The organism is Synechococcus sp. MEDNS5 (genome assembly GCF_014279875.1).
Taxonomy (GTDB): Bacteria; Cyanobacteriota; Cyanobacteriia; order PCC-6307; family Cyanobiaceae; genus Synechococcus_C.
In genome coordinates this window covers 1301365-1323880 of the sequence record NZ_CP047952.1, presented here as the reverse complement: position 1 = coordinate 1323880, position 22516 = coordinate 1301365, and the positions used below count along the sequence as shown (strand labels likewise).

At 57.2% G+C, this 22516-nt stretch carries 25 protein-coding genes; 8 read left to right on the top strand and 17 right to left on the bottom strand.

Features of this window, described 5'->3' with window-relative positions; translation table 11 throughout:
• Positions 1 to 6: 6 nt before the first annotated feature.
• Positions 7 to 717, bottom strand: a complete 711-nt coding sequence (locus SynMEDNS5_RS07120; protein ID WP_186585895.1) for a response regulator — start codon at positions 715 to 717, stop codon at positions 7 to 9.
• Between the two features lie 156 nt (positions 718 to 873).
• On the opposite strand from SynMEDNS5_RS07120, the gene SynMEDNS5_RS07115 reads away from it, so the two are divergent.
• Positions 874 to 1341 carry an EF-hand domain-containing protein gene (locus tag SynMEDNS5_RS07115; RefSeq protein WP_186582749.1) on the top strand — a complete coding sequence of 156 codons (468 nt, stop codon included), beginning with the start codon at positions 874 to 876 and terminating at the stop codon, positions 1339 to 1341.
• A gap of 14 nt (positions 1342 to 1355) precedes the next feature.
• Here the strand turns inward: SynMEDNS5_RS07115 and SynMEDNS5_RS07110 are convergent, their stop codons facing one another.
• Genes SynMEDNS5_RS07110 through SynMEDNS5_RS07095 form a run of 4 tightly spaced genes read right to left on the bottom strand, consistent with a single transcriptional unit; the run spans position 1356 to position 3263 of the window.
• A complete protein-coding gene (locus tag SynMEDNS5_RS07110; protein ID WP_255440051.1) occupies positions 1356 to 1766 on the bottom strand; it encodes a hypothetical protein in 411 nt (136 codons plus the stop codon).
• Positions 1763 to 2008, bottom strand: coding sequence for a hypothetical protein (locus SynMEDNS5_RS07105; protein ID WP_186471346.1), 246 nt, complete (start codon positions 2006 to 2008; stop codon positions 1763 to 1765). The genes SynMEDNS5_RS07110 and SynMEDNS5_RS07105 overlap by 4 nt, the downstream gene beginning before the upstream one ends.
• Before the next feature lie 56 nt (positions 2009 to 2064).
• Positions 2065 to 2700, bottom strand: a complete 636-nt coding sequence (locus tag SynMEDNS5_RS07100; protein ID WP_186582748.1) for a DUF4335 domain-containing protein — start codon at positions 2698 to 2700, stop codon at positions 2065 to 2067.
• A 5-nt stretch (positions 2701 to 2705) separates the two neighbouring features.
• Positions 2706 to 3263, bottom strand: a complete 558-nt coding sequence (locus SynMEDNS5_RS07095) for a DUF3038 domain-containing protein (protein WP_186582747.1) — start codon at positions 3261 to 3263, stop codon at positions 2706 to 2708.
• Between SynMEDNS5_RS07095 and SynMEDNS5_RS07090 the strand changes: the two genes are divergently transcribed.
• The gene (locus tag SynMEDNS5_RS07090) at positions 3262 to 3825 is read left to right on the top strand and encodes an adenine phosphoribosyltransferase (RefSeq protein WP_255440050.1); all 564 of its coding nucleotides are present in this window, start codon (positions 3262 to 3264) and stop codon (positions 3823 to 3825) included. The genes SynMEDNS5_RS07095 and SynMEDNS5_RS07090 overlap by 2 nt on opposite strands.
• Positions 3826 to 3829: 4 nt before the next feature.
• Here SynMEDNS5_RS07090 and SynMEDNS5_RS07085 read toward each other — a convergent pair whose 3' ends face one another.
• From SynMEDNS5_RS07085 to dapB, 5 genes are read right to left on the bottom strand one after another with little or no spacing between them, the layout of a single operon-like run.
• Complete coding sequence (locus tag SynMEDNS5_RS07085; protein WP_186582746.1) at positions 3830 to 4042, bottom strand: DUF2949 domain-containing protein; 213 nt, start codon at positions 4040 to 4042, stop codon at positions 3830 to 3832.
• The gene (locus tag SynMEDNS5_RS07080) at positions 3966 to 5237 is read right to left on the bottom strand and encodes an FAD-dependent monooxygenase (RefSeq protein ID WP_186582745.1); all 1272 of its coding nucleotides are present in this window, start codon (positions 5235 to 5237) and stop codon (positions 3966 to 3968) included. The genes SynMEDNS5_RS07085 and SynMEDNS5_RS07080 overlap by 77 nt, the downstream gene beginning before the upstream one ends.
• A gap of 4 nt (positions 5238 to 5241) precedes the next feature.
• On the bottom strand, positions 5242 to 5493 hold the full coding sequence (locus tag SynMEDNS5_RS07075) for a high light inducible protein (RefSeq protein ID WP_186582744.1): 252 nt from the start codon (positions 5491 to 5493) through the stop codon (positions 5242 to 5244).
• Between the two features lie 43 nt (positions 5494 to 5536).
• On the bottom strand, positions 5537 to 6199 hold the full coding sequence (locus tag SynMEDNS5_RS07070) for a hypothetical protein (RefSeq protein ID WP_186582743.1): 663 nt from the start codon (positions 6197 to 6199) through the stop codon (positions 5537 to 5539).
• A 6-nt stretch (positions 6200 to 6205) separates the two neighbouring features.
• Positions 6206 to 7057, bottom strand: a complete 852-nt coding sequence (gene dapB / locus SynMEDNS5_RS07065; protein WP_186582742.1) for a 4-hydroxy-tetrahydrodipicolinate reductase — start codon at positions 7055 to 7057, stop codon at positions 6206 to 6208.
• 119 nt (positions 7058 to 7176) lie between these two features.
• Here dapB and SynMEDNS5_RS07060 point away from each other — a divergent pair, with 119 nt between their 5' ends.
• A complete protein-coding gene (locus tag SynMEDNS5_RS07060; protein ID WP_186582741.1) occupies positions 7177 to 11184 on the top strand; it encodes a magnesium chelatase subunit H in 4008 nt (1335 codons plus the stop codon).
• A 29-nt stretch (positions 11185 to 11213) separates the two neighbouring features.
• Here the strand turns inward: SynMEDNS5_RS07060 and SynMEDNS5_RS07055 are convergent, their stop codons facing one another.
• From SynMEDNS5_RS07055 to SynMEDNS5_RS07040, 4 genes are read right to left on the bottom strand one after another with little or no spacing between them, the layout of a single operon-like run.
• Positions 11214 to 11621, bottom strand: a complete 408-nt coding sequence (locus SynMEDNS5_RS07055; RefSeq protein WP_186582740.1) for a thiol-disulfide oxidoreductase DCC family protein — start codon at positions 11619 to 11621, stop codon at positions 11214 to 11216.
• 43 nt (positions 11622 to 11664) lie between these two features.
• Positions 11665 to 12498 carry a dihydropteroate synthase gene (gene folP / locus SynMEDNS5_RS07050; RefSeq protein ID WP_186582739.1) on the bottom strand — a complete coding sequence of 278 codons (834 nt, stop codon included), beginning with the start codon at positions 12496 to 12498 and terminating at the stop codon, positions 11665 to 11667.
• Between the two features lie 7 nt (positions 12499 to 12505).
• Entirely contained in the window at positions 12506 to 13237 is a 732-nt protein-coding gene (gene tpiA, locus SynMEDNS5_RS07045) for a triose-phosphate isomerase (RefSeq protein WP_186582738.1), read from the bottom strand.
• A gap of 33 nt (positions 13238 to 13270) precedes the next feature.
• Positions 13271 to 13468: an RNA-binding S4 domain-containing protein gene (locus SynMEDNS5_RS07040; protein WP_186582737.1), complete on the bottom strand. Its 198-nt coding sequence runs from the start codon at positions 13466 to 13468 to the stop codon at positions 13271 to 13273.
• Positions 13469 to 13507: 39 nt separating this feature from the next.
• On the opposite strand from SynMEDNS5_RS07040, the gene SynMEDNS5_RS07035 reads away from it, so the two are divergent.
• A complete protein-coding gene (locus SynMEDNS5_RS07035; protein ID WP_186582736.1) occupies positions 13508 to 15250 on the top strand; it encodes an ABC transporter ATP-binding protein in 1743 nt (580 codons plus the stop codon).
• 36 nt (positions 15251 to 15286) lie between these two features.
• Positions 15287 to 15517, top strand: a complete 231-nt coding sequence (locus SynMEDNS5_RS07030; protein WP_186582735.1) for a DUF6447 family protein — start codon at positions 15287 to 15289, stop codon at positions 15515 to 15517.
• Here the strand turns inward: SynMEDNS5_RS07030 and SynMEDNS5_RS07025 are convergent.
• From SynMEDNS5_RS07025 to carB, 3 genes are read right to left on the bottom strand one after another with little or no spacing between them, the layout of a single operon-like run.
• A complete protein-coding gene (locus SynMEDNS5_RS07025) occupies positions 15492 to 16859 on the bottom strand; it encodes a sodium:alanine symporter family protein (RefSeq protein ID WP_186582734.1) in 1368 nt (455 codons plus the stop codon). The two genes, SynMEDNS5_RS07030 and SynMEDNS5_RS07025, sit on opposite strands and share 26 nt — an antisense overlap.
• Entirely contained in the window at positions 16859 to 17530 is a 672-nt protein-coding gene (locus tag SynMEDNS5_RS07020; RefSeq protein WP_186582733.1) for a DUF3386 domain-containing protein, read from the bottom strand. Before SynMEDNS5_RS07020 ends, SynMEDNS5_RS07025 begins: the two co-directional genes overlap by 1 nt.
• 25 nt (positions 17531 to 17555) lie before the next feature.
• Positions 17556 to 20879, bottom strand: coding sequence for a carbamoyl-phosphate synthase large subunit (carB, locus tag SynMEDNS5_RS07015; protein WP_186582732.1), 3324 nt, complete (start codon positions 20877 to 20879; stop codon positions 17556 to 17558).
• 118 nt (positions 20880 to 20997) lie between these two features.
• Here carB and SynMEDNS5_RS07010 point away from each other — a divergent pair, with 118 nt between their 5' ends.
• The 3 genes from SynMEDNS5_RS07010 to SynMEDNS5_RS07000 are packed head-to-tail and all read left to right on the top strand — an operon-like array spanning position 20998 to position 22495.
• Positions 20998 to 21633 (top strand): DUF3318 domain-containing protein, encoded by a 636-nt coding sequence (locus SynMEDNS5_RS07010; protein WP_006041593.1) that lies wholly within the window; start codon positions 20998 to 21000, stop codon positions 21631 to 21633.
• The gene (gene rsfS, locus SynMEDNS5_RS07005) at positions 21626 to 21991 is read left to right on the top strand and encodes a ribosome silencing factor (protein WP_186582731.1); all 366 of its coding nucleotides are present in this window, start codon (positions 21626 to 21628) and stop codon (positions 21989 to 21991) included. Before SynMEDNS5_RS07010 ends, rsfS begins: the two co-directional genes overlap by 8 nt.
• Before the next feature lie 9 nt (positions 21992 to 22000).
• Entirely contained in the window at positions 22001 to 22495 is a 495-nt protein-coding gene (locus SynMEDNS5_RS07000) for a CGLD27 family protein (protein ID WP_186582730.1), read from the top strand.
• Positions 22496 to 22516: the final 21 nt, after the last annotated feature.

Genomic DNA, 22516 nt, shown 5'->3' with positions numbered 1-22516 from the left:
AGAGAGTCAGCGAGAGCGAGGTTGACCGTCGGGAACAAACACGTACCCATAGCCCCAGACGGTCTGCAGGTAGCGGGGACGTGTGGGGTCAGGTTCCACCAGTTTGCGTACCCGGGAGACCTGCACGTCCATGCTGCGGCTGTCTGTGTCACAACCAGGCCCGCGTGCCAGCTCAATGAGCCGTTCCCTCGACAGCGGACGGTGTGGGTGCTGCACAAAGGATGCCAGCAGGCTGAATTCACCACTCGTGATCACCACTGGTTTGCCGTCGCGGGTCAGCGTCCGGGCGGCAAGATCGAGCACGTTCTCTCCGAACACCACATCGCCACCTTCCGCGAGAGGAGTTCCAGCCGGGAGGGAGCTGCGGCGCCGAAGAACGGCTTCGATTCGCGCGGAGAGTTCCCTCGGCAAAAAGGGTTTGGCGAGATAGTCATCAGCACCCTGTTCAAGACCGATGATGCGGTCAACGCCCTCGCCGCGGGCGGTCAACATGACCACTGGCAGGTCGTCTCCAGCGTCGCGGAGACGACGAAGGGCTGTGAGACCGTCGTCTCCAGGCATCATCAGATCGAGAACGATCAGATCAGGTCGCTGGAACTCGAGTCTTGCCTCGAGCTGTTTGACGTCACTGAGGCTGCGCACGTCGTAGCCCTGGTCGATCAGGTAGGTGCCCACCATCTGGCGCAGCTCAGGATCGTCGTCGACCACCCAGATCATTGAGGAGCGTCCCACCGTTCCATTCCCGCAAGAGATGACCTGATCGTATGGATGCATCAGCATCCTGTCGCCAAGGAATTGACCCTGTCACAGCTGATCAGGGTCCTGTCATCACTCAGACATCCCCTGGCTTCTGGTTGCCCATAACCTGAACGAATGTTGATTTGGCTGCCATCACTGAAGATCGGGGCGTTTGGGCTCCTGATCACTCCACTTGCTGCTCTTCCGGGGTGGGCTGAATCCAGACCCGTCCACTCCTATGGGCAGCGGATGGAAGCGCTGTTTATTCGCAGGGATGTGAATGGTGATGGACGCTTGGAGACTGGTGAAGTGAAGGGTGACCCATACCTTGAACGCAGACTGCAACGCCGTGATTCCCGGGGCTTCCTTTTGTTGGAAGATCTCAGACCATCAACGCCTCATCCCAGTGGCAGGCGTCTACAGCAACGCTTCCGTCAGGCCGATCGCAACGGCGATGGTCAGTTGGATCGATCGGAATGTCGTTCTTTGCCCTGGCTCAACCGCAACTTCACCAGCTTCGATCTTGATGCGAATGGTGGATTGACACTTGAGGAGCTTTGGATTGTTCAGCGTTCACTGGCCCCTCGATCACCTGCTCCCTGAGCTCCTCACGCCTTTCAGCGCTTGATCTTTGACGCTGAGCGCTTCGTTTTCACGTGAGGATTTGTCGTTCCGCGCATCAGCCGGCTGCATCCCTTAAAGAGGCGGATGGTTCCTGCGATGATCGATACGAACGCCAGCACCAGCAGCAGGGCGATCAGAATCACGGCCGCAAGGCCCAGCGCTGCTTCAAGAAGCTGACTGAGACCACGGATCAGGTCGGCGATCGCTTCGCTCACGACCACCATGGCGTCGAGTTTCTGCGGCAGCCAGCTCAGGAAGGTGAACGCACCGGCACCAAAGCTGAGCAACAAAATGGACTCGAGGAGTTGCCTGCCGACGGATATCGGTCGGGAGGAGCGTCCTTTCGTGAACACTTTTCTCTGTGACGTTCCCTTGCGCAGAGGGGGGATCTTGGGTGGGTTCATGACATCGCCTGGTGTCCGGCCCCTCGCATCCAGCGCTCAAATTCCGTGAGCACGAGTTCGTTGGGACAGTCGATCAGGGTGAGGTCACCAACAGTGCAGTCTCCATAACCACTGTGGTGGAGAGTGATGTGATACCCGGAACCACTGAGACCGCAAACTTCCGGATCGCTCCGGACGACGACATCAAGCGAAGCTCCGATGCGTGCAACGCGACGACGGAGATCTGACCAGCTTGATGCCATTCCCACATTCATCTGACCTGATCATTCTGAGGATCTCTCTGCTGAGGTCAACGCTCTCAATCAGCTTGTGCAGGATTGCTAATCGGTGGCTCTCGTCGCTCTTCCTGCTCTTCGAGCTGGGGAGTGGTCTGCGGGGTCTCGGGTGTGGGGATTGGCACAAGCAGACCGACCAGTCCAAGAAGCAAAAACGTGCCGGTGCCCAGCACTGGTGCTGCCAAGCGTTGAAGCAGGGGTGTTCGTTCTGCCAAATCTCGCTTCGGCAGAGGAGCATGGTTGATCAGAGGCCACTGGATGCGAACCCTTTCGTCGTGGCGCAGGGCATCGAGACAGCGCACCAGGTCTGCAAGATCCGCATCATCGAGTTGAAGGATCAGAGGAGGAACGCCACTGCGGCTACTGATCAGTTCCAGTTGATGTCCTTGCTCGAGAGGGAGGATTCGCACAGGCCCCCCATCCTGGCCTTGAATTCTGGACACCCCCGAAAGTTGAAGACGGGCATAGGGAATGACCGCAGCCATGAGGGCTTCCAGGTGCTCCCGTTTCCCTTCCATTTCGGGGCCACTGATCATGGTGAGTCTCCAGCTGGAGAGAATGCCGATCGCATTGGTGCCATGGTCGGCAGAAAAGTCTGGAAGACCATCAACCTCCAAGCGTGCAGCGGTTTGGTCGTATCGGAAGGACTGTTTCAGCATCACCATCAGGGGGTCGGATCGAGAAGGCTGGCGCGGAGCCGATCGACTCCACCTGGACCGGCAGCCAGGGCCAGTGTGAGCACGAGTTGGCGCTGAAGGGGCATGGCCTGTTGACCATCAAGCAGGCGCTGAATGGCTCCCCTGCGGAGGTTCATGCGCTCTTCGATTAAGTCGCCGAGGCGCTGATCCAGGAGTGCCCAGCGTTGCTCTGTGAGGTGTGCAGGTTCCTTGCTTGACAGCAGTTGATGCAGCAATGGGTAGAGACGATCCGCCATGGCGCAGAGAATGCGGATCAGGGCTTCAGTTTCAACCGCTGCAAGAGATCCACGGCGGGTTGATCGCCTGAGTGGGTTATGGCACCGGCGCTTCCAGAGTTCGACGCGGTTGGGAAAAACCGTCTCAAACCCGAGCTGTCGGGTTGCCCACAGCATGGCCTCACCTCCGTTGAGATCCAGTGACTCCACGGTCAGCAACAGAAGATCCAGGCGTTCGAGCGCCCGTCGGCCGAGAACGGCTTCGGGTTGAGACGGATCGGATACCGCCGGAACTGAAACATCGGTCATGGCTGCGATGATGCCAGGGTTAAGGCCTTTCCGTCACCACCTCGTGGATCTTCGTCAGTACGTTCGCGATATTCCCGACTTCCCTAAGCCCGGAATCTTGTTCCGAGACATCTCTCCCTTGCTCAAGGAACCCAGCGGATGGGATGAGGTGATCCGGCGCCTGACCGCTGTGTGTGATCGATGGCAACCGGATCTGATCGTGGGCATCGAATCCAGGGGGTTCATTGTTGGAACGGCACTGGCAACCCAGTTGAAGAAGGGGTTTGTACCCGTGCGCAAGCCCGGCAAATTGCCTGGTGAGGTGATCGGAATCAATTACACCTTGGAGTACGGCAGTGATCGACTGGAGATTCATGCTGATGCTCTGTCTGATCATCCGAGGGTGATGCTTGTGGACGACCTTCTGGCCACTGGCGGTACGGCCTCGGCATCGGCTGAATTGGTCACCAAGGCCGGCGGAGTGCTTGTGGGATGCGGATTCGTGATCGAACTTGCGGATCTCGCTGGGCGCAAAAAACTTCCAGCTGGTGTACCGGTCGAATCACTGATTATTTACAACTGAGCTCTCACTCATGCTGGTGTTGCCAGTCGAGAACGTCCTGGTATTGGCTGAGATTCAGAAGACCGAAGCTCCAAAGCACGACAGGGAGAGGAGCCTGTTCCAAAGTGGCTTGACGCAATCCCAGATTGATCGCGTTGTCACTAAGTCCCATTTTCTGCTGAAGAAAACTGAGCAGAGCGGGATTCGGCTGGGGTTGTGGATCGCTGCTGGTCACCATGGCGGGCAATCCTCTGCCCACACTCTGGCAAGCGGGAGAGCAAGGTGCCAGGACCGTCGGTCATGGCAGAAAGACTGACGCGTCGAACCCATCTGGCCTGCGCCAGAAGCTTGATGATTAGGAACCGCACCGGCAGCATTAGTGGTTGCCGATTGGAGAACAATCGGATCAGAAGGTCTGTGGAGAGCAGAACACTGATCAGATCAGGAAGCCGTCGCCAGGTGTAGAGGCGCCCCAGGTTTGAAGGCAGAGAACCGCTGAGAGTTCTCGATTTCGTGAGATCAAGCAGGTCGCTCACATCCCGCCAGCAGAGGTTCAGTCCCTGGCCACCAACGGGGTGGCAGCGATGGCCCGATTCTCCGACCAACAACAGGTCTGCGGCATTGAGTTGCGGGGCAAGGCTGAGTTCCAAAGGGAACGCCCCAGGTTGATCCAAAAGAGCTGTGGGACGAATCCCCACTGGAAGAACGGCTGCTAGTTGCTGCAGCAGTTGATGGTCTTGCAGGTTTAACCGTTCACGACAGTGCTGAAGAGGAGCACTCCAGACCACTTGGTACAGCTTGCCGCCAAGTGGCAAGACAGCCATTGGACCTTCGGCTCTGAACAATTCATAGGCACATCGTTGCTCAGCCCCATCGAGGGAAACTTTGGCTGTGAAGCAACCTTGCTCGTAGGAGTGACTCCAAAACGGCATCGCCTTAGAGCGACGAAGCGTCGAGCGAGAACCATCAGCAGCGACAGTCCAGTTGAAATGCTCTCGCTGCTGCTGTAGGGAACGGGAATCAACGCTGAAGTGAATGTTGACCAATGCGTTGTTTTCAAGCTCGTGCAGGAGCGTTGTCATCAACGGCTTGTGATCCAGGATCCAGCCGATCGCCTCAGACCCTCTATTGCCGGGTCTGAGATCGCGGCTGCGAAACCATGCAGTTAATTCCAGAACTCGGTCGTCGAGACGAAGAGACTCAAACGGGGATAGAAAACACCGCAGTTGATCCCACACATCCAGGCGTTGAAGCAATCGCCTGGATGAATGGGTTAAGGCGTATGCACGACTTCTTTCAATTAATTCGGGGCGCGCCTGATGATCAACCAACAGGACGTTGAATCCCTGCCGTGCAAGACCAAGGGCGAGAAGGGAGCCCGTTGGACCGGCTCCAACAATTAGGAACCGGTCAGTTGCCGTGACATCTGGCAAGGAATCAGCCGATGCCCAGCAGGCCGCGGGTGAAGGCTTCTCCGCCCATGGCGAATTCAGTCGCAAGCAGAGCAATGAAGCCGAGCATGGCCATGCGTCCGTTCAGCTTCTCGGCGCGCTCGTGGAACCCCCAACCACTTTCGGTGGTTACCACTTCCATTCTGGGCTCTGTGGCGAATGCATTCAAACGGCCACCATCTTCTGTTGTGACTGTTGCTCCACGGATGACCGGTGCATTTGCAGGTACTTCGGACATTTGTCTCAGGCGTCTTTACATAGCGTAACGCATCTTTTCAGGACTATCGGTCCCGGGTGTTCCCGCGCAGGCGCAGTCGGCAAAGATCCTCGAAAGCAGGCCTCAGCAGGAATGGGTAGTCCCCAACCCAGAGGCGGGCCTCCGGTAACCAGGCATCGGTCAGCGCTCCCAAGCTGCTGAAGTCCTTGCGATCACTGAGCACGATGCAACGCACCACCATTCCCGGTCGGATTGATCCGTGGGCCTTGGTCATCGGGAAACTGATCCTGCCGAGGTAACCATCCTCATCGGCAAGGTCGATCACCATCCAGGTTCGCCGGTTCTCGACCAGTTCGAGGCGGCCGTTGGCATCGGCCTGTTCACGCTGGTTCTCCACGCGTTCTTGGGTGAATGCTTCCGCAACCTCGCCTTCAAATAAGGCTGCTGCTGGGTAGCGCCGCAGCTGGGCATTGCGACGACCTGCTTCAACGATCGGACCCCAAAGGATATAAAGAAGCAGGACGACTCCAGCGATCAACCAAACCGATCCCCAGCGGTTGAACGACAAGCTCTGGCTGATGAGAAGCGTGATCACCCCGCCGATTCCTGAAATCAGCAGGCGCTGAAGAATTTTGCGGGGATTGCCGAGGGATGCTCTGAATTGCGTCCCCGTGGCGACTGCCGGAATCAGACGCTGGAGTTCTCCCGGTCGCAGAGGCAGAAGCATCGTGAATCAGATCAGGCGTTCAAGGCCGTAGACCAGCCCCTCGAGTTGACGGACCCGGCGCACGCACAGCAGCACCCCTGGCATGTATGCAGAGCGATCGATCGTGTCGTGGCGAAGGGTATACGTTTCGCCAGGGGCTCCGAACATCACTTCTTGATGTGCAACCAAGCCCGGTAGCCGCAGAGAATGAAGGCGAAGTCCACTAGGACGACGTCCACCGCGGCTCCCTTCAAGGGATTCATGTTCTTCGACCTCGTCGGGGTTGAAGGATTTGCCGAGTTCCTCCATCAGTTCAGCGGTTTTGATGCATGTCCCGCTGGGTGCATCGGCCTTGCGATTGTGATGAAGCTCGGTGAGTTCAGCATGGTCGTAAAAGCGCGCTGCTGCCGCGGCTGCCTGTTGCAGCAGCACCATTCCCACGGAGAAATTGGGGATCACAGCGCCGCCGATGGATGCTTTGCGCGCAAACTCACTGAGATCGTTCAATTGTTGTGGTGAAAGCCCGGTGGTGCCGATCACGGGGTGCACGCCGTAAGCGATTGCGGCGCGGGTATTGCCGTAAACGACTGACGGGTGAGTGAAATCCACCATCACGGCACCGTGTCCGCGACCGTCGTCGCGTACGGCTTGGCTACACGCACAGAGGCATCCTTCTAAATCGGCGGTCACGGCGACCTCGAGGGGCCCTAGGCCGAGACAATCGCCAACGTCGTGTCCCTCTTTGCCAGGCGTGGTGTCCACGGCACCGACGAGATGGCAGTCCTCCGCGGCTTGAATAGCCCTGATCACTTCAGCACCCATCCTTCCAAGCGCTCCTGTGACCACCACAGGGATCGAACCAGCCGCTGCTGAACTCATGGCACTGCTGTCACTTGCTTGAGCCTATGGGCTCGGGGGTCTTGTAACACCAGACCCCAAACACTCGCATCTTGAGCACGGCCCGCCGTAATGTTCTTCACATTGCTCAAAGAGTGCAGATGTTCACACAGGTCCGCTCCGCTGATCGTCGCGTTGCTCCTGTGGAGGGTCAAAACCACAAGTCCGTGATGAAGGCGGTGTACGTGGTTCTGGAACCTCAGTACCAAAACTCACTCACCCAAGCCGCCACTGCTCTGAACGCCGCTCAAGGCGATCTTGGAATCGATCTTTGTGGCTACCTGATCGAAGAACTGCGCGATCCCGACAATTACGAAAATTTCAAGAGGGATGTCAGCGAGGCGGACGTATTTATCGCCTCGCTCATCTTCATCGAAGACCTAGCGCAAAAGGTGGTCGAGGCGGTCGCCCCGCATCGCGATCGTCTCAAAGCGGCTGTGGTGTTCCCCTCGATGCCCGAGGTGATGCGTTTGAACAAGCTTGGCTCCTTTTCAATGGCGCAGCTTGGGCAGAGCAAAAGCGCCATTGCCGGCTTCATGAAAAAGCGGAAGGAAGCCGGTGGTGCTGGCTTTCAGGACGCCATGCTCAAGCTTCTCAACACGCTCCCGACTGTTCTCAAGTACTTGCCGGTGGAGAAAGCGCAGGATGCCAGGAGCTTCATGCTCAGCTTCCAGTACTGGCTTGGCGGAACTCCAGACAACCTCAGGAATTTCCTGCTGATGCTTGCCGACAAGTATGTCTTCCCTGCCGCTGAAGGTGAGGAGCGTCCAGCCATGGTGGTGGCGGAGCCGGAAGTCTTCCCCGATTTGGGGATTTGGCATCCCCTTGCGCCCAACATGTTCGAAGATCTCAAGGAGTATCTCAACTGGACGTCAAGCCGAACCGATCTCTCCGATGAAGCCCGTCAGGGGCCAGTGATTGGTTTGGTGCTGCAGCGCAGCCACATCGTGACTGGTGATGACGCGCACTACGTCGCAATCATTCAGGAGCTTGAGTTCCGTGGTGCACGGGTGATCCCGATCTTCTGCGGCGGCCTCGACTTTTCCAAGCCTGTCAACGCCTTCTTCTTTGACCCGCTGAACCCAGAACAGCCATTGGTCGATGGAATCGTGTCGCTGACTGGATTCGCACTGGTTGGTGGTCCGGCTCGCCAGGATCACCCCAAGGCGATCGAGTCCCTCAAGAAGCTCAATCGCCCCTACATGGTGGCCTTGCCATTGGTGTTCCAGACCACCCAAGAGTGGGAGGAGAGTGACCTCGGTCTCCATCCCGTGCAGGTGGCTCTGCAGATTGCGATTCCGGAGCTTGATGGTGCCATCGAACCCATCGTTCTTTCCGGCCGTGATGATGCAACTGGAAAAGCCCATACCCTCCAGGATCGGGTCGATGCCATCGCCGAACGGGCGATTCGCTGGTCATCCCTGCGAATCAAGCCGCGTCAGCAGAAAAAGTTAGCGATCACCGTTTTCAGCTTTCCTCCTGACAAGGGAAATGTGGGAACGGCTGCTTATCTCGATGTGTTCGGATCCATTCATCGTGTTCTCGAAGAGATGAAGGCGAAGGGATATGACATTCAGGATCTTCCGCGTGATTCCAAAACTTTGATGGAAGAGGTGATCAATGACCCTGAGGCGATGCAGGGAGCACCGGAGCTTTCAATCGCCCACCGCATGAGTGTGGAGGAGTACGAGCGGCTGACCCCTTACTCCGAGCGTTTGGAGGAGAACTGGGGTAAACCTCCTGGAAATCTCAACAGCGATGGGCAGAACCTGCTGATTTACGGCCGTCACTTTGGCAATGTGTTTGTTGGGGTGCAGCCCACATTTGGTTACGAAGGTGATCCAATGCGCCTTCTCTATTCCCGTAGTGCTAGCCCTCACCATGGCTTCGCCGCTTATTACACCTACCTCGAAAAAGTGTGGGGAGCTGATGCAGTCCTCCACTTTGGAACTCACGGGTCACTTGAGTTCATGCCCGGCAAGCAGATGGGCATGAGCGAAACCTGTTATCCGGATTCATTGATTGGCTCTTTGCCGAATCTGTACTACTACGCAGCTAATAATCCCTCCGAAGCAACAATCGCCAAGCGTCGCGGATATGCCTCCACGATCAGCTACCTCACGCCACCAGCAGAGAATGCTGGCCTTTACAAGGGCCTCAAAGAGCTTGGTGAACTCGTCGGTTCCTATCAGCAATTGCGCGAGGGTGGGCGCGGCGTTCAGATCGTGAACACGATTGTTGAAACGGCCCGACAGTGCAATCTGGACAAGGATGTTGATCTTCCTGATGACGATGCTGCATCCCTTGATCTCGAGGGACGGGATGCTCTTGTTGGAGCTGTTTACCGCCAATTGATGGAGATTGAAAGTCGTCTCCTCCCCTGTGGTCTCCATACCATCGGCAAACCACCCACGGCTGAAGAGGCTGTCGCAACCTTGGTCAATATTGCGGCACTGGAGCGTGAGGAGGATGGTCTTCGCTCACTCCCTGGGCTTCTCGCTGAAGCGATGGGACGCACCATTGAAGACATTTATCGAGGCAATGATGAGGGGGTTCTCGCTGATGTTGAACTGAATCGGACGATCACTGAAACTTCCCGGGCGGCCATCGGCTCCATGGTTCGTTCCTTGACCGGTCTGGATGGCAGGGTGAACATGCGTGGCAACTTCGGATGGCTTCTAGACCTCCTCACCAAGTTCGGCCTTAAGCTCCCGACTCCCTGGTTGAGGTCATGCTGTGGCGCAGGCTTCACCAGCATCGATTCCACCGAACTCGACAAGCTTTTTTCCTATCTGCGTTTTTGCCTTGAGCAAATTTGCGCGGATATGGAGATGGAAAGTTTGCTGCGGGCGCTTGATGGTGAATACGTGCTTCCAGGGCCAGGCGGAGATCCCATCCGTAACCCCGGTGTTCTTCCCAGCGGCAAAAATATTCACGCCCTTGATCCGCAGGCCATTCCTACCCGTGCAGCAGTTGCGGCAGCGAAGGGTGTGGTCGATAAGTTGATTGAGCGCCAGCGTGAAGAGCAAGGCACATGGCCAGAAACCATTGCCTGTGTTCTCTGGGGTACGGACAACATCAAGACCTACGGTGAATCTCTCGCTCAGATACTCTGGTTTGTTGGTGTTAAGCCGATGGCTGATTCTGTCGGCCGTGTCAACAAGCTTGAGTTGATCCCTCTCGAGGAGTTGGGTCGCCCCCGGATTGATGTTGTTGTGAACTGCTCCGGTGTGTTCCGTGACCTGTTCATCAACCAGATGGCTTTAATTGACCAGGCTGTGAAAATGGCGGCTGAAGCTGATGAACCGCTCGAGCAGAATTTTGTGCGACGCCATGCCCTCGAACAGGCCGAAAAGGAAGGTACAAGTCTTCGCGATGCTGCTTGCAGAGTGTTCTCAAATGCCAGTGGCAGCTACAGCTCAAATGTCAACCTCGCTGTAGAAAACAGCACATGGGAAGAAGAAGGTGAGTTGCAGGAGATGTACCTTTCCCGTAAAACGTTTGCCTTCAACGCGGACAATCCCGGCGAGATGAACCAGAAGCGTGATGTGTTTGAGAACGTGATGAAAACCGCTGATGTCACCTTCCAGAATCTTGATTCGGCAGAGATTTCACTGACGGATGTGAGTCATTATTTTGATAGTGACCCCACCAAGCTCATTAAGGGCTTGCGTAATGATGGCAAAGCACCAACCAGCTACATCGCTGACACCACAACAGCCAATGCGCAAGTGCGTTCCCTGAGCGAGACGATTCGTCTGGATTCTCGGACCAAGCTTCTCAATCCCAAGTGGTACGAAGGCATGCTTGATTCCGGTTATGAGGGTGTTCGCGAAGTGGCCAAGCGCCTCAACTTCACGCTCGGTTGGAGTGCTACCAGTGGTGCGGTTGATAACTTCGTATACGAGGAAGCTAACGAAACCTTCATCAACGATCCAGAGATGCGGAAGCGTCTCTTGGAGTTGAACCCTCACAGCTTCCGGCGCATTGTCGGAACATTGCTTGAGGTAAATGGTCGGGGATACTGGGAAACATCCGATGAAAACATCCAACAGTTACAGGAGCTGTACCAGGAAGTTGAGGATCGGATTGAAGGTGTCACGACTTAATCCTGAATGCTGTCAGAACTAGCTGGGATTCAGGTGTCAGTTCGTTCACATCGCTCAGCGCATAATTTGTCCAAGGATGGTCTTCTGGTAATCGGCAGTCGATAGCGCGCCCAAAGTGAATACAACCAGTCGACGATTGGACCGACGACAGGCCATGTTGTAGGCGCATAGATCCAGCCAAGACCGATCAAGCGGTAAGCAGCTCGAAACACAGCCACATCCTTGAGAACTGTTCCGTCGGCATCGATGGCATGAATCCTTGCCATGGCTTGGCGGTAGGTGATTCCACCCCATGATTCAGAGCAGTAATCCAGGGCATTGATATCCACAAATTGCATCGCTTCCTGTAGATCCTTGCGGCGGAGAAAGTCCACCTCTCTGACACAGAGTGGGCAGCCACCGTCATAGAGAAGGGTTAGGGCATGCTCTGATGTCATGGACGAACGTGACTTGCAAGGATCCCTGTTCTAGCGAAATCAATCAGGTGTCTCGGGCAACGGCTTCGCCCATGCTCACCACCTGATGGATCGGACCAACATCGTGCACCCGCAAGACATGCACGCCTGCGGCCTGGGCACGTGCGCAGACTGCAGCAGTCCCCCAGATGCGTGCTTTAGGTCGTGGCTGGTTCAAGACCGCGCCGATGAAGCGTTTTCGAGATGGGCCCAGTAACAAGGGAATGCCATCGTGTTGAAGTTCTTCGAGCTGGCGGATTAGCTCCAGGTTCTGTTCATTGTCTTTGGCAAATCCCAGTCCTGGATCCCAAATTAGTTGCGCAAGCTTCACTCCTTGCTTGCAGGCCTGTTGGGTGCTTTCCCGCAGTTCTCGTCGGACTGCATTCACCACGCCCTCCTTGCCGTAATTGGTGCAAGAGTCCATCGTTGCGCTGTTTCCTCGGCTGTGCATCAACACGTAAGGACAGCCCGCTTCAGCAATCAGCGGAAGCATGGCTGAATCGCGGCGGCCTCCGCTGACATCATTGATCCAGTCGGCACCCGCATCGAGAGCCGCTGATGCCACAGCAGCCAGGAACGTGTCGACGGAAATGATTACATTTGGATGGGCGTGTCTGATTGCTTTGAGGCAAGGGATCAGACGTCTAAGTTCCTCTTCCGCACCCACTTCGTCTGCCCCAGGTCGCGTGCTTTGAGCGCCGAGATCGAGCACATCGGCGCCTTCCCGGATCTGTCGATCGGCTTCTCTTGTGGCCTGATTCTCACCGTTGAACTGGCCTCCATCACTGAAGGAGTCTGGGGTGAGGTTGATCACACCCATCACAGCTGGTCTGTGACCCCAGCAGGTGGGATGGCGCATTGCTCGCTCAGGCTTTCTTGTAGTTCGCGATTCTCGCGAAGCCCTCTGGATCAAGCGACGCGCCTCCGACCAGCACACCATCGATGTCGCTCATGCCCATGAGCTCATCGATGTTTGCTGGTTTCACTGATCCTCCGTACTGAATGATCAGATCAGGTGAACCCACCCAGCTTCGGATCAGTCCGCAGATTCGATTCGCCTCCGCGGACTCACAGGTTTTTCCTGTGCCGATGGCCCAGATTGGTTCGTAGGCCACGACCAACCGAGCCGGATCAAGACCTTCAAGGCCCTGTTCCACCTGACGACGGATGACCCGTTCAGCTTCACCACGGCTGCGCTGCTCATCGCTTTCGCCCACGCACACGATGGGGATCAGGTCGTGAGCTTGCGCTGAACGGGCCCTGTGATTGATCTGTTCGTCGCTCTCGCTGAAGTATTTCCGGGGCTCGCTGTGGCCAACGATGGCGTAACGCACGCCATGCTCCTGAAGCATCGCTGGTGAGATCTCGCCTGTGTACGCCCCATGACCTTCCCAATGCACATTTTGGCTGGAGATTTCGACCCGACTCCCAGTTCCCACATCCGCCAGTGTGCTGATCGCGGTGAAGGGCGGAGCCACCACCAAGTGACGGTCATCCGGAGTCTCAGCGATCAGGGGTAAGAAGGTACCCATCCAGTCCCGGGTCTGGGTACAGGTCATGTGCATCTTCCAGTTGCCTGCGATCACCGGTTTGCGCACGCTTGCGTCCTCTGCAGCTCAGCAGCAGCCAACTTACGGCCCAGCCTGAGGGTCTTCGGGAACCGTGGCGCTTTCTCCACCGAGTTCAACATGATCTCCAGCCGTGAGCTGCCGCCCTCGGCGCGATTCCACTTTGCCGTTGACCTGTACCTGGCCATCGCGGATGCGCAGCTTGGCCTCGCCTCCTGTGGAAACCCATCCCTGCCATTTGAGGAACTGATCGAGCTTCATCAGGGCAGTTCGTCTGGATGCCATTGATAGTGTGCACCGATGCTGACCCCTTCCGAAGCCGGATTCCGCAGACTTCTTCCCCTGTTGCGGCCGCATTCCGTCCAGCTGCTTTGGGGTGCGCTCAGCATGATTCTTTTTGTTGGCAGCTGGCCGCTGCTGATGGATTTGGTCGGACGGTTGATTCCAGCCCTTGGCTCTGGCGATCTCTCGGTCGTGCTCCCAGTGATCGGGCTCGTTCTTGTGGTGTTTCTGCTCCAGAAGTTGGCTCAGTTTGCTCAGGATTCTTTGTTGGCCGGTCCGGCACTGCAAGTGAGCCAGAGCCTGCGCAGGGATCTCTTCCGGCAGCTGCAGCAGGTGGAACTCGGTGCCCTGGAGAAGCTCTCAGCGGGGGACCTCACGTATCGGCTGACTGAAGACGCGGACCGTGTCAGTGAAGTCATCTACAAAACTCTCCACGACACGATTCCCAGTGCTCTTCAGCTTCTAGCTGTGCTGGGTTACATGCTCTGGCTCGACTGGAAACTCACCCTTGCGATCCTTCTGCTGGCGCCGTTGATCGTGTGGTTGATCAGTTTGTTTGGTGGAAGGGTCATGGCCGCCACTGAACGCAGTCAGAAAAAAGTCAGTGAGTTGGCAGGGCTTCTCGGCGAAGCGATTGAGGGTTTGCCTCTGGTGCGGGCCTTTGCGGCCGAACCCTGGTTGCAGGGCCGCTTTGAACAGGAGATCGATCAGCACAGGAGGGCCCGCTACAACACCTACCGGCTGGTTGCCTTGCAACATCCGGTTGTTGGCATCATCGAAGTGCTAGGCATTGCGGTGGTTCTCGTTCTCGCTGCTTACAGGCTGAGCAATGGAGACCTCGACAGCAAGGGTCTCACCAGCTACGTGACCGGTCTTGTGGTGCTGATCGACCCCATCGCTCATCTCACCACGAATTACAACGAGTTTCAGCAAGGTCAGGCTTCGTTGCGACGTCTGAGGGCGATCGAGAAAGAGCCTTCAGAGCCCGCCGATCCCGATCCTGCTCTTCCCCTTGATCGGCTCCGTGGTGATCTCGTCTTCAAGAACGTGCAGTTCGGTTATCGCCTTGATCAACCCGTTCTGCATGACCTCAATCTGACCATTGAAGCGGGAAGCGTTGTGGCCCTGGTCGGTCCTTCGGGGGCCGGCAAGAGCACACTGTTTTCACTGGTGCTGCGCTTCAACACCGCACAGAGCGGCCAGGTTCTGCTGGACGGCAAGAATCTGGCTCAAGTGAAGGCCCGGGACCTGCGCCAGCAGGTAGCCCTGGTTCCGCAGCGCAGCAGCGTGTTCTCAGGCACCATCGCCGAGGCGATTCGCTTCGGTCGCGCGGCGAGCCAAGAGCAGGTCGTGGAAGCGGCCCGTCTGGCCAATGCCCACGATTTCATCATCAACCTCCCGGAGGGATACGCGACCCATCTGGAAGAGAGGGGTACCAATGTGTCCGGGGGGCAGCTTCAGCGCATTGCCATCGCCCGCGCCGTTCTTGGGGATCCTGCGGTGATGCTTCTCGATGAAGCCACCAGTGCGCTGGATGCCGAAGCGGAATCTGCTGTGCAGGTGGGTCTTCGTCAGGCCATGCGCGGCCGGACGGTGCTGGTGATCGCCCATCGACTGGCAACGGTTCAGGAAGCCGACCGGATCGTTGTGCTCGAGAATGGCTCGATCATCGAGCAGGGAACCCACGATGCCCTGATGCAGCACAACGGCCGTTATCGCGAACTGTGTGAACGGCAGATGATTCGTGATCGGCAGCGTTAAGTTTCAGGTGTTTCGCTCGAATCTCGCTGCAAAGCCATGACAACCACTCCCACCGACAATCCAATCTTGACTTTTGAAGGCAAGCGCTATGACCTCAATGCCTTGCCTGATGAGCTCAAGGAGCTTGTACGCGGGATGCAAGTGGCCGATGCACAGCTGAGGATGCATGAAGACACCCTGAAGGTGCTGGCTGTTGGACGTCAGACCATGGCGACGCAACTGAATGAACGCTTGAAGAACGTCACTCCTCTGCCTGAGAATGGTTGAAGTTGTATTCCCTGGTGATCTTGAAGATCACCGGGGAGAGAAGCAGCAAGGACAAAAGATTCGGGATTGCCATTAATCCATTGAGGATGTCTGCAATTAACCAAACCACGTCGAAGCTGGCGGTGGCTCCAATGACAACCACCGCCACCCAGACGAGACGGAACCAGCGAATCGGACGAACTCCAGCGAGAAATTCCAGACAGCGTTCGCTGTAGAAACTCCAACCAAGGATGGTGGTTGCCGTGAACGTGACTGTTGCAAAACTCACGAGATGGCCGGCACCAGGTAAGGCCCAATCGAAAGCACTTTTGGTCAGCATCACACCCTGTTCGCTGTCCATGTAACGCCCACTAATCACGATCACGAGGGCCGTCATCGTGCAAATAATCAGTGTGTCAATCACCGTTCCCAGCATGGCGACAGCACCTTGAAGGACTGGATCTCCCGGACGGGCTGACGCTTGCGCGATCGGCGCCGTTCCCAATCCGGCTTCGTTGGAGAACACTCCACGGGCGATCCCTTTCTGGATCACCACACCCAAGGCCCCTCCCGCTGCTGCCCGACCTGTAAAAGCGTCCTGCACGATCAGCTGAAGTGCCGCTGGAATCTCACCGATGTGGAGAAGAAGAATCACAAGCGCGCTGAGAACATAAATCCCAGCCATCACTGGAACCACCACACCTGCCACGCGACCGATTCGGCGGATTCCACCAACAATCACGACAAATGTAATAAGAGCCATCCCGATGCCTGTTGCCAGGGGGGGGACGCCATAGCTGCTGAGAACGCTTGCTAATTCATGAGCTTGAACACCATTGCCGATTCCGAATCCAGCGAAGGTTCCGAACAAAGCAAACACGATGCCCAGCCAGGCCCAGCGTGGTCCAAGACCATTGCGGATGGCATACATCGGACCGCCAACATGGTCTCGAAGGGAATCAACCTCACGGAACTGAACCGCCACCATGCATTCGCCGTATTTGGTGGCGATGCCAAGAACAGCCGCGAGCCACATCCAGAACACGGCACCCGGTCCGCCGGCCCCAATCGCTGCAGCGACTCCGGCCACATTTCCAGTGCCGATTGTTGCAGCGAGAGCCGTCATCAGGCCCTGGAAGGCATTCACCTCACCTTCACCGGACTGATCGGAACTTTTGTTGGTTCGCATTGACGCCACCATTGCGTTCAGGGCGAAACCCAAGCGACGCAGCGGCATCCACTGCAGGCCCACCATCAGGTAGAGGCCTGTGCCTGCAATGAGCAAGAGTGTTGCCGGTCCCCAGACAACCGAGCTGATCTTTTCGAGGCTCAGACTCCTCAGGGCCGCGATGGAAACGGACATCAGAGGCTGGAACAATCCAGGAAGCGGAAAGACTGAGTGCTGGCCGGTGTTTGGCCGTGCGCTTCGGTGCTGATCACCCGTTGCTCAAGAATCCAGGGACCGCTGGCTTCGAGTGGCACGAATGTGTCTTCAAAACGGCTGAGTCCCCCACGGGCTTCGCCGGTTGATGGGTCCGCATACTGACTTGTGTAAGTACGGCTGAGGTATCCAGACCCTGTGTCGGTCGTGCTGCCGGTGTGAATGGTGACCACAGTTCCGTGAATATGACGGTGAACCATGGTGACCACCCGATCTTTGATGCGGTAGCGGTCTCCCTCACCCTTGCCGCCGATCAGGACTTCCAGGCCTTCATCAGTGGTCGTTCCCGCAGTGAAGGTGTTGTCACCGTGCACCTGATCGAAAGACCTCCGAACCCGGTGGATGGCCACTTCCCAAAGCTGGGATGCCATGGCCTTTTCTACCTCCGCATCGTCAACTCCTGTCACCTTGGCCTTCAGGTCGGCACCAACTTCGAACCGGCCCTCGACAGTGCGGTCGCCCTGTTGCCAGATGCAACGTCCGCAATAGCCGGAGAAGCCAGGATCCCAGGTGTAACGGTTCTCATAAGCAGCCCTAAAAGCCTCGCGGCAGTCGCTGCCTGGTGATGTTTGCGCGGGAGTGCTGACGGTCACTGGGCTTGATCAATCTTCCGTGACCTTACCGGGACTCAACCCCTGCATGAACATCCTGCAGCGCGTGAATGTCGATGCTCCGCGACTGAAGAGCCTCGATCCCCTCAACCGCGGAGCGTGCACCTGCCAGGGTGGTGAGCGTGGGCACGGAATAATCGAGGGCCGCTCGCCTGATGTAGCGATCGTCGTGAGCAGCCTGGCGGCCTATGGGGGTGTTGATCACGAGCTGGACACCCCCTGAGCGGATCTGATCTTCGATATTTGGTCTGCCTTCATGGACCTTGAGCACAGGGGTCACCGTCAGCCCTGCCTCAGAGAGGGTTTGCGCGGTGCCAGCCGTCGCGATTAGATCAAAGCCGAGAGCGGTCAAGCGCTGCGCGACAGGGATCAGGGCCAGTTTGTCGCGGTCGTGCGTTGACAGAAAAACAGTACCCACCGTCGGCAGGGCTTCACCCGCAGCGATCTCGGCTTTGGCGTAGGCCATTCCGAAGTCTGGTGCCCAGCCCATCACTTCCCCAGTGGAGCGCATCTCAGGGCCCAGAAGCGAGTCTGCACCTGGAAATCGTCTGAACGGCAGAACAGCCTCTTTCACAGCTTGAAGGGGCGGGCGAGGTTCGTGCAACAACCCGATGGTCGCGAGACTCTCTCCTGCCATCAGCCGTGTAGCAATGCGAGCGAGAGGTACACCCGTCGCCTTGGCGACGAAAGGGACGGTTCTTGATGCTCTGGGGTTGGCTTCGATGATGAACACCAGTTCTTCTCCGGTTTCTGCCCTTTGGAAAGCGAACTGAAGGTTGATCAGTCCACGCACGTTCAGCCGAAGCGCCAATGCTTTTGTCCAGGTTTTGATGGTGTTGAGCGCCTCATCCCCCAGTGAAATCGAGGGAAGGCAGCAGGCCGAATCACCGGAATGAATGCCTGCAGGTTCGATGTGTTCCATCAGTCCACCGATCACGACTGTTCCCTCGTGATCGCAGAGGGCATCCACGTCCACCTCAATGGCGTTTTGCAGGTACTGGTCGATGAGCACCGGATGATCAGGCTCAACCTGAACGGCTTCGTTCATGTAGCGGTTCAGCTCGTTCTCGTCATAGACAACTTCCATGGCGCGACCACCCAGGACGTATGAAGGGCGGACCACAACGGGATAGCCGACCGTTTCAGCGACTGTTCTGGCTTCCGCTTCACTGCGTGCAAGGCCATTGCGTGGCTGACGAATGTCCAGTTGGCGGAGAATGGCTTCGAACTGTTCACGGTCTTCGGCAAGATCGATTGATTCAGGAGTCGTACCCCAAATTTGCGTGCCGGTGGACTGCCCCTCCGGTGTTTCGAGCCATCGCAATAGAGGCAGGGCGAGCTTGAGGGGCGTTTGTCCACCGAATTGAACGATCACCCCTGCGGGACGTTCCACTTCAATCACATTCAGGACATCCTCAAAGGTGAGGGGCTCGAAATACAGCCGATCGCTGCTGTCGTAGTCGGTGGAGACTGTTTCCGGGTTGCTGTTCACCATCACCGTGCAGTACCCCTGGCTCTGTGCGGAGAAGGAGGCATGGCAGCAGCAGTAGTCGAACTCGATGCCCTGGCCAATCCGGTTGGGACCACCGCCCAGAATCATCAGCTTGGGCCGTGTGTCGGCTGATACTTCGGTGGCTGGTTCCTGAAACTCCAGATCTCCACTGGGGTTGATGCGAGCGACCGCCCTCTCATAGGTGGAGTAGTGATAAGGCGTCGAGGAAGCGAATTCTGCCGCGCAGGTGTCAACGGTTTTAAAGACGGGGTGGACTGCGAGCGTTTTGCGATGGGCACGCACCGACAGCTCATCGCTGTTGGTCTGCCAGGCAATTTGACGATCAGAGAATCCGAGCTGCTTCAGCTCAAGCATGGTGTCGCTTGAGAGCTGATCCAGATGCTTCCCGCGCAGAAACCGTTCTTCGACGTCGATTAAATGGCGAAGTTTGGCGAGGAACCAGGGGTCGATGCTGCTGAGAGCATGGATCTCGGCATCGCTTCGCCCTGCGATCATCGCGGCGCGAACGCTGAGAATTCGCTCGGGTGAGGGGGTCCGTAGGGACCGTTCCAGTTCGGCTGGTTCAAGGGTTGGTTCCGGCCGATCCCCTCCCCAGCCTGAGAGACCCGTCTCGAGCGATCGCAGCGCTTTTTGAAACGATTCCTCGAAACATCGGCCTATCGCCATGGCTTCGCCAACGGATTTCATCGCTGTGGTCAAAACCGCTGGTGATCCTCGGAACTTCTCAAAGGCGAAGCGGGGGACTTTGGTGACGACGTAGTCGATCGTCGGTTCAAAGCAGGCAGGTGTCTTGCCTGTGATGTCGTTCAGGATTTCATCAAGGGTGTATCCAATGGCCAACTTCGCGGCGATCTTCGCGATCGGGAACCCCGTGGCCTTGCTGGCCAGCGCCGATGATCGGCTCACTCGCGGGTTCATTTCGATGACCACCACCTCGCCGTTCTGAGGATTGATGGCGAACTGAATGTTGCTGCCGCCTGTCGCGACGCCGATCTCGCGGATGATTGCGATCGACTGGTCCCGCAAACGCTGGTATTCCCGATCGGTGAGCGTCTGGGCGGGTGCCACTGTGATCGAGTCGCCCGTGTGCACTCCCATCGGATCGAGGTTTTCGATGCTGCAGACGATCACGACGTTGTCGGCGAGATCGCGCATCACCTCCAGTTCGAACTCTTTCCAGCCGAGGAGTGACTTCTCGATGAGGATCTGCGAAACCGGACTTGCATCCAGCCCGCTTTTGCAAATGGCGTCGAACTCCTCAGGGTTGTAGGCGATGCCTCCTCCGCTGCCTCCCAGAGTGAAAGCCGGACGGATGATTCGAGGGTATGAACCGATGGAGGCTCCGACGGCCTTCGCTTCGTCCATTGAGGAAGCAATCCCGGAAGGACAGACCTGCACCCCGATCCGTTCCATGGCCTGCTTGAAGAGCTGCCGATCCTCCGCTTTGCGGATCGCCTTGAGATCAGCACCGATCAATTCAATGCCGAAGCGATCCAGAGTGCCGTTCTCTGCCAGCGCAACAGCCAAGTTCAGAGCTGTCTGCCCACCCATGGTAGGCAGGAGGGCATCTGGTTTCTCCCGTTCGATCACCCTTGTGACGACCTCAGGAGTTAGAGGTTCGACGTAGGTCCGATCCGCCATCTCCGGATCAGTCATGATCGAGGCGGGGTTGGAATTAACTAAGACAACTTCGTACCCTTCGGCTTTGAGGGCCTTGCAGGCTTGCGTTCCTGAGTAGTCGAACTCACAGGCCTGCCCAATCACGATCGGCCCAGAACCCAGCAGAAGGATGCGCTGCAGATCGTTCCGTCTGGGCATTGATGATGGATGGCCAAACCTTATGAGTCTCCCACGCAGCCCATGGGCTTGGGAGCATTTTCAACAATCCGAGCTGACGAGTCGCTAACTTTGAGGGTCAGGTGAGACAGTGAAAATCATGAGCGAACTCCAGCGCCTGAAGGGGCTGCTGCCCCCCGAAATGCAGAGCTGGGTGTTCGTTGAGGCCGCCGCAGCAGTTGATCCTGCTCTGATCACCCTGGAGGAAATCGGTCGCGACGAAGTGGAGATTCAGGTTGACCTCGATGCCTGGGACAGCCTCGCTCTGGATTACCGCAACTTGCTCTTCTGGCATGAGGTGGGGCGAATTCAGAACGACACCATCCCGCGAGACGGTTGGGAGATGGCCGCGCTTGCCATCGGCCTTGGGGGGGCCATTGGGGAACTCTGGGTTCAGGACGGGCTGCTGCTGATCATGGCCTTGGGGCTATCCGGGTTCGCGGGGTACCGGCTCTATCTCAAAAACAACGCCGAGAAGCGTTTGCGGGATGCCATTGCAGCTGATGAGCGTGCGATTGATCTCGCCTGCCGCTTCGGTTACAGCGTCCCGAATGCCTACAAGAGCCTTGGCGGTGCTCTCAAGGATCTGGTGGAGAAGACCAGGAAGAAGAAGAAGAGGGGGTTTTATGAGGATCGCCTGGAGGCTCTGCGCAAGAGTGCCGGTAAGGCCCGAGCTGAAATGGCTCAGCAACAGGGGTCTCGTCAATCCGTTACCAGTGAGAACGTCTATGGATAGTGAGCAGCTGGCTGAACTGGCCGCTGAAGCCTGTGACGATCGCAAGGCTGTGGATATCCAGCTCATTCGCGTGGATGAGGTTTCAAGTCTGGCCGACTGGATGGTGATCGCTGGAGGGCAGAGCGATGTGCAGGTTCGCGCGATCGCCCGTTCCGTCGAAGACCGGCTGGAAGAGGACGTTCAGCGCCTGCCGCTCCGCAAGGAAGGAATCAATGAAGGACGATGGGCCCTCTTGGATTACGGCGAACTGATCGTTCATGTGCTTCAGCCAGGGGAGCGCAGTTATTACGACCTTGAAGCGTTCTGGAGCCACGGCCAGCGCCGCCCCCATCTAACGTCGAATCCCACGAAGGACTGAGATCCCTACATGGTCTCCAGCGTGTCCTGTCCTGTTCCGCCTGAGCAGCGTCCCCAGGAGGAGTTCGTCGAACTGAGCCGTTCTTGGTTTTTTTCGTGGCCATGCCAGTCACAGAACAATCTCGATCGGGCTCTACTGATCAGTTGGCTGCTCATTTCACCGGTCAGCGTTCTGGTGGCGAGTGGAAGCTGGACTCTTCGGAACGACCCGGTGCGACTGTGTCTGGCAGGGGGGGTTGCGGCACTCGTGCTGCCGATGCTGCTTCTGGTGCGTCAATGGCTCGGGTGGAGCTATGTGCACAAACGATTGCTGTCTGAGCAGGTTGAATATGAAGAGTCAGGCTGGTACGACGGCCAGATTTGGGAAAAGCCTCTGGCCTGGCGTGAGCGTGATCTCTTGCTGGCCCAACACGAAGTACGTCCGATTCTCGGCCGCCTTGGCCGTGCGATGGCGCTCGTCACCGGCTTGATGCTCGGTGGTGCGAGCATCTGTCAAGCTCTCTGAACCCAGGGGATCTCGTTCTTT

Excerpts from the sequence above, each read along its gene's own strand:
- SynMEDNS5_RS07110 (WP_255440051.1), bottom strand. The coding sequence starts at position 1,766 with ATGAACCCACCCAAGATCCCCCCTCTGCGCAAGGGAACGTCACAGAGA.
- SynMEDNS5_RS07035 (WP_186582736.1), top strand. The coding sequence starts at position 13,508 with ATGCTGACCCCTTCCGAAGCCGGATTCCGCAGACTTCTTCCCCTGTTG.
- SynMEDNS5_RS07120 (WP_186585895.1), bottom strand. The coding sequence starts at position 717 with ATGATCTGGGTGGTCGACGACGATCCTGAGCTGCGCCAGATGGTGGGC.
- folP (WP_186582739.1), bottom strand. The coding sequence starts at position 12,498 with ATGCGCCATCCCACCTGCTGGGGTCACAGACCAGCTGTGATGGGTGTG.
- SynMEDNS5_RS07010 (WP_006041593.1), top strand. The coding sequence starts at position 20,998 with ATGAGCGAACTCCAGCGCCTGAAGGGGCTGCTGCCCCCCGAAATGCAG.
- SynMEDNS5_RS07070 (WP_186582743.1), bottom strand. The coding sequence starts at position 6,199 with ATGCTTCTGCCTCTGCGACCGGGAGAACTCCAGCGTCTGATTCCGGCA.
- SynMEDNS5_RS07085 (WP_186582746.1), bottom strand. The coding sequence starts at position 4,042 with ATGGTGACCAGCAGCGATCCACAACCCCAGCCGAATCCCGCTCTGCTC.
- dapB (WP_186582742.1), bottom strand. The coding sequence starts at position 7,057 with ATGAGTTCAGCAGCGGCTGGTTCGATCCCTGTGGTGGTCACAGGAGCG.
- SynMEDNS5_RS07055 (WP_186582740.1), bottom strand. The coding sequence starts at position 11,621 with ATGACATCAGAGCATGCCCTAACCCTTCTCTATGACGGTGGCTGCCCA.
- SynMEDNS5_RS07000 (WP_186582730.1), top strand. The coding sequence starts at position 22,001 with ATGGTCTCCAGCGTGTCCTGTCCTGTTCCGCCTGAGCAGCGTCCCCAG.
- rsfS (WP_186582731.1), top strand. The coding sequence starts at position 21,626 with ATGGATAGTGAGCAGCTGGCTGAACTGGCCGCTGAAGCCTGTGACGAT.
- SynMEDNS5_RS07115 (WP_186582749.1), top strand. The coding sequence starts at position 874 with ATGTTGATTTGGCTGCCATCACTGAAGATCGGGGCGTTTGGGCTCCTG.
- SynMEDNS5_RS07060 (WP_186582741.1), top strand. The coding sequence starts at position 7,177 with ATGTTCACACAGGTCCGCTCCGCTGATCGTCGCGTTGCTCCTGTGGAG.
- SynMEDNS5_RS07025 (WP_186582734.1), bottom strand. The coding sequence starts at position 16,859 with ATGTCCGTTTCCATCGCGGCCCTGAGGAGTCTGAGCCTCGAAAAGATC.
- SynMEDNS5_RS07030 (WP_186582735.1), top strand. The coding sequence starts at position 15,287 with ATGACAACCACTCCCACCGACAATCCAATCTTGACTTTTGAAGGCAAG.
- SynMEDNS5_RS07075 (WP_186582744.1), bottom strand. The coding sequence starts at position 5,493 with ATGTCCGAAGTACCTGCAAATGCACCGGTCATCCGTGGAGCAACAGTC.
- SynMEDNS5_RS07090 (WP_255440050.1), top strand. The coding sequence starts at position 3,262 with ATGGCTGCGATGATGCCAGGGTTAAGGCCTTTCCGTCACCACCTCGTG.
- SynMEDNS5_RS07040 (WP_186582737.1), bottom strand. The coding sequence starts at position 13,468 with ATGAAGCTCGATCAGTTCCTCAAATGGCAGGGATGGGTTTCCACAGGA.
- carB (WP_186582732.1), bottom strand. The coding sequence starts at position 20,879 with ATGCCCAGACGGAACGATCTGCAGCGCATCCTTCTGCTGGGTTCTGGG.
- SynMEDNS5_RS07095 (WP_186582747.1), bottom strand. The coding sequence starts at position 3,263 with ATGACCGATGTTTCAGTTCCGGCGGTATCCGATCCGTCTCAACCCGAA.
- SynMEDNS5_RS07100 (WP_186582748.1), bottom strand. The coding sequence starts at position 2,700 with ATGCTGAAACAGTCCTTCCGATACGACCAAACCGCTGCACGCTTGGAG.
- SynMEDNS5_RS07105 (WP_186471346.1), bottom strand. The coding sequence starts at position 2,008 with ATGGCATCAAGCTGGTCAGATCTCCGTCGTCGCGTTGCACGCATCGGA.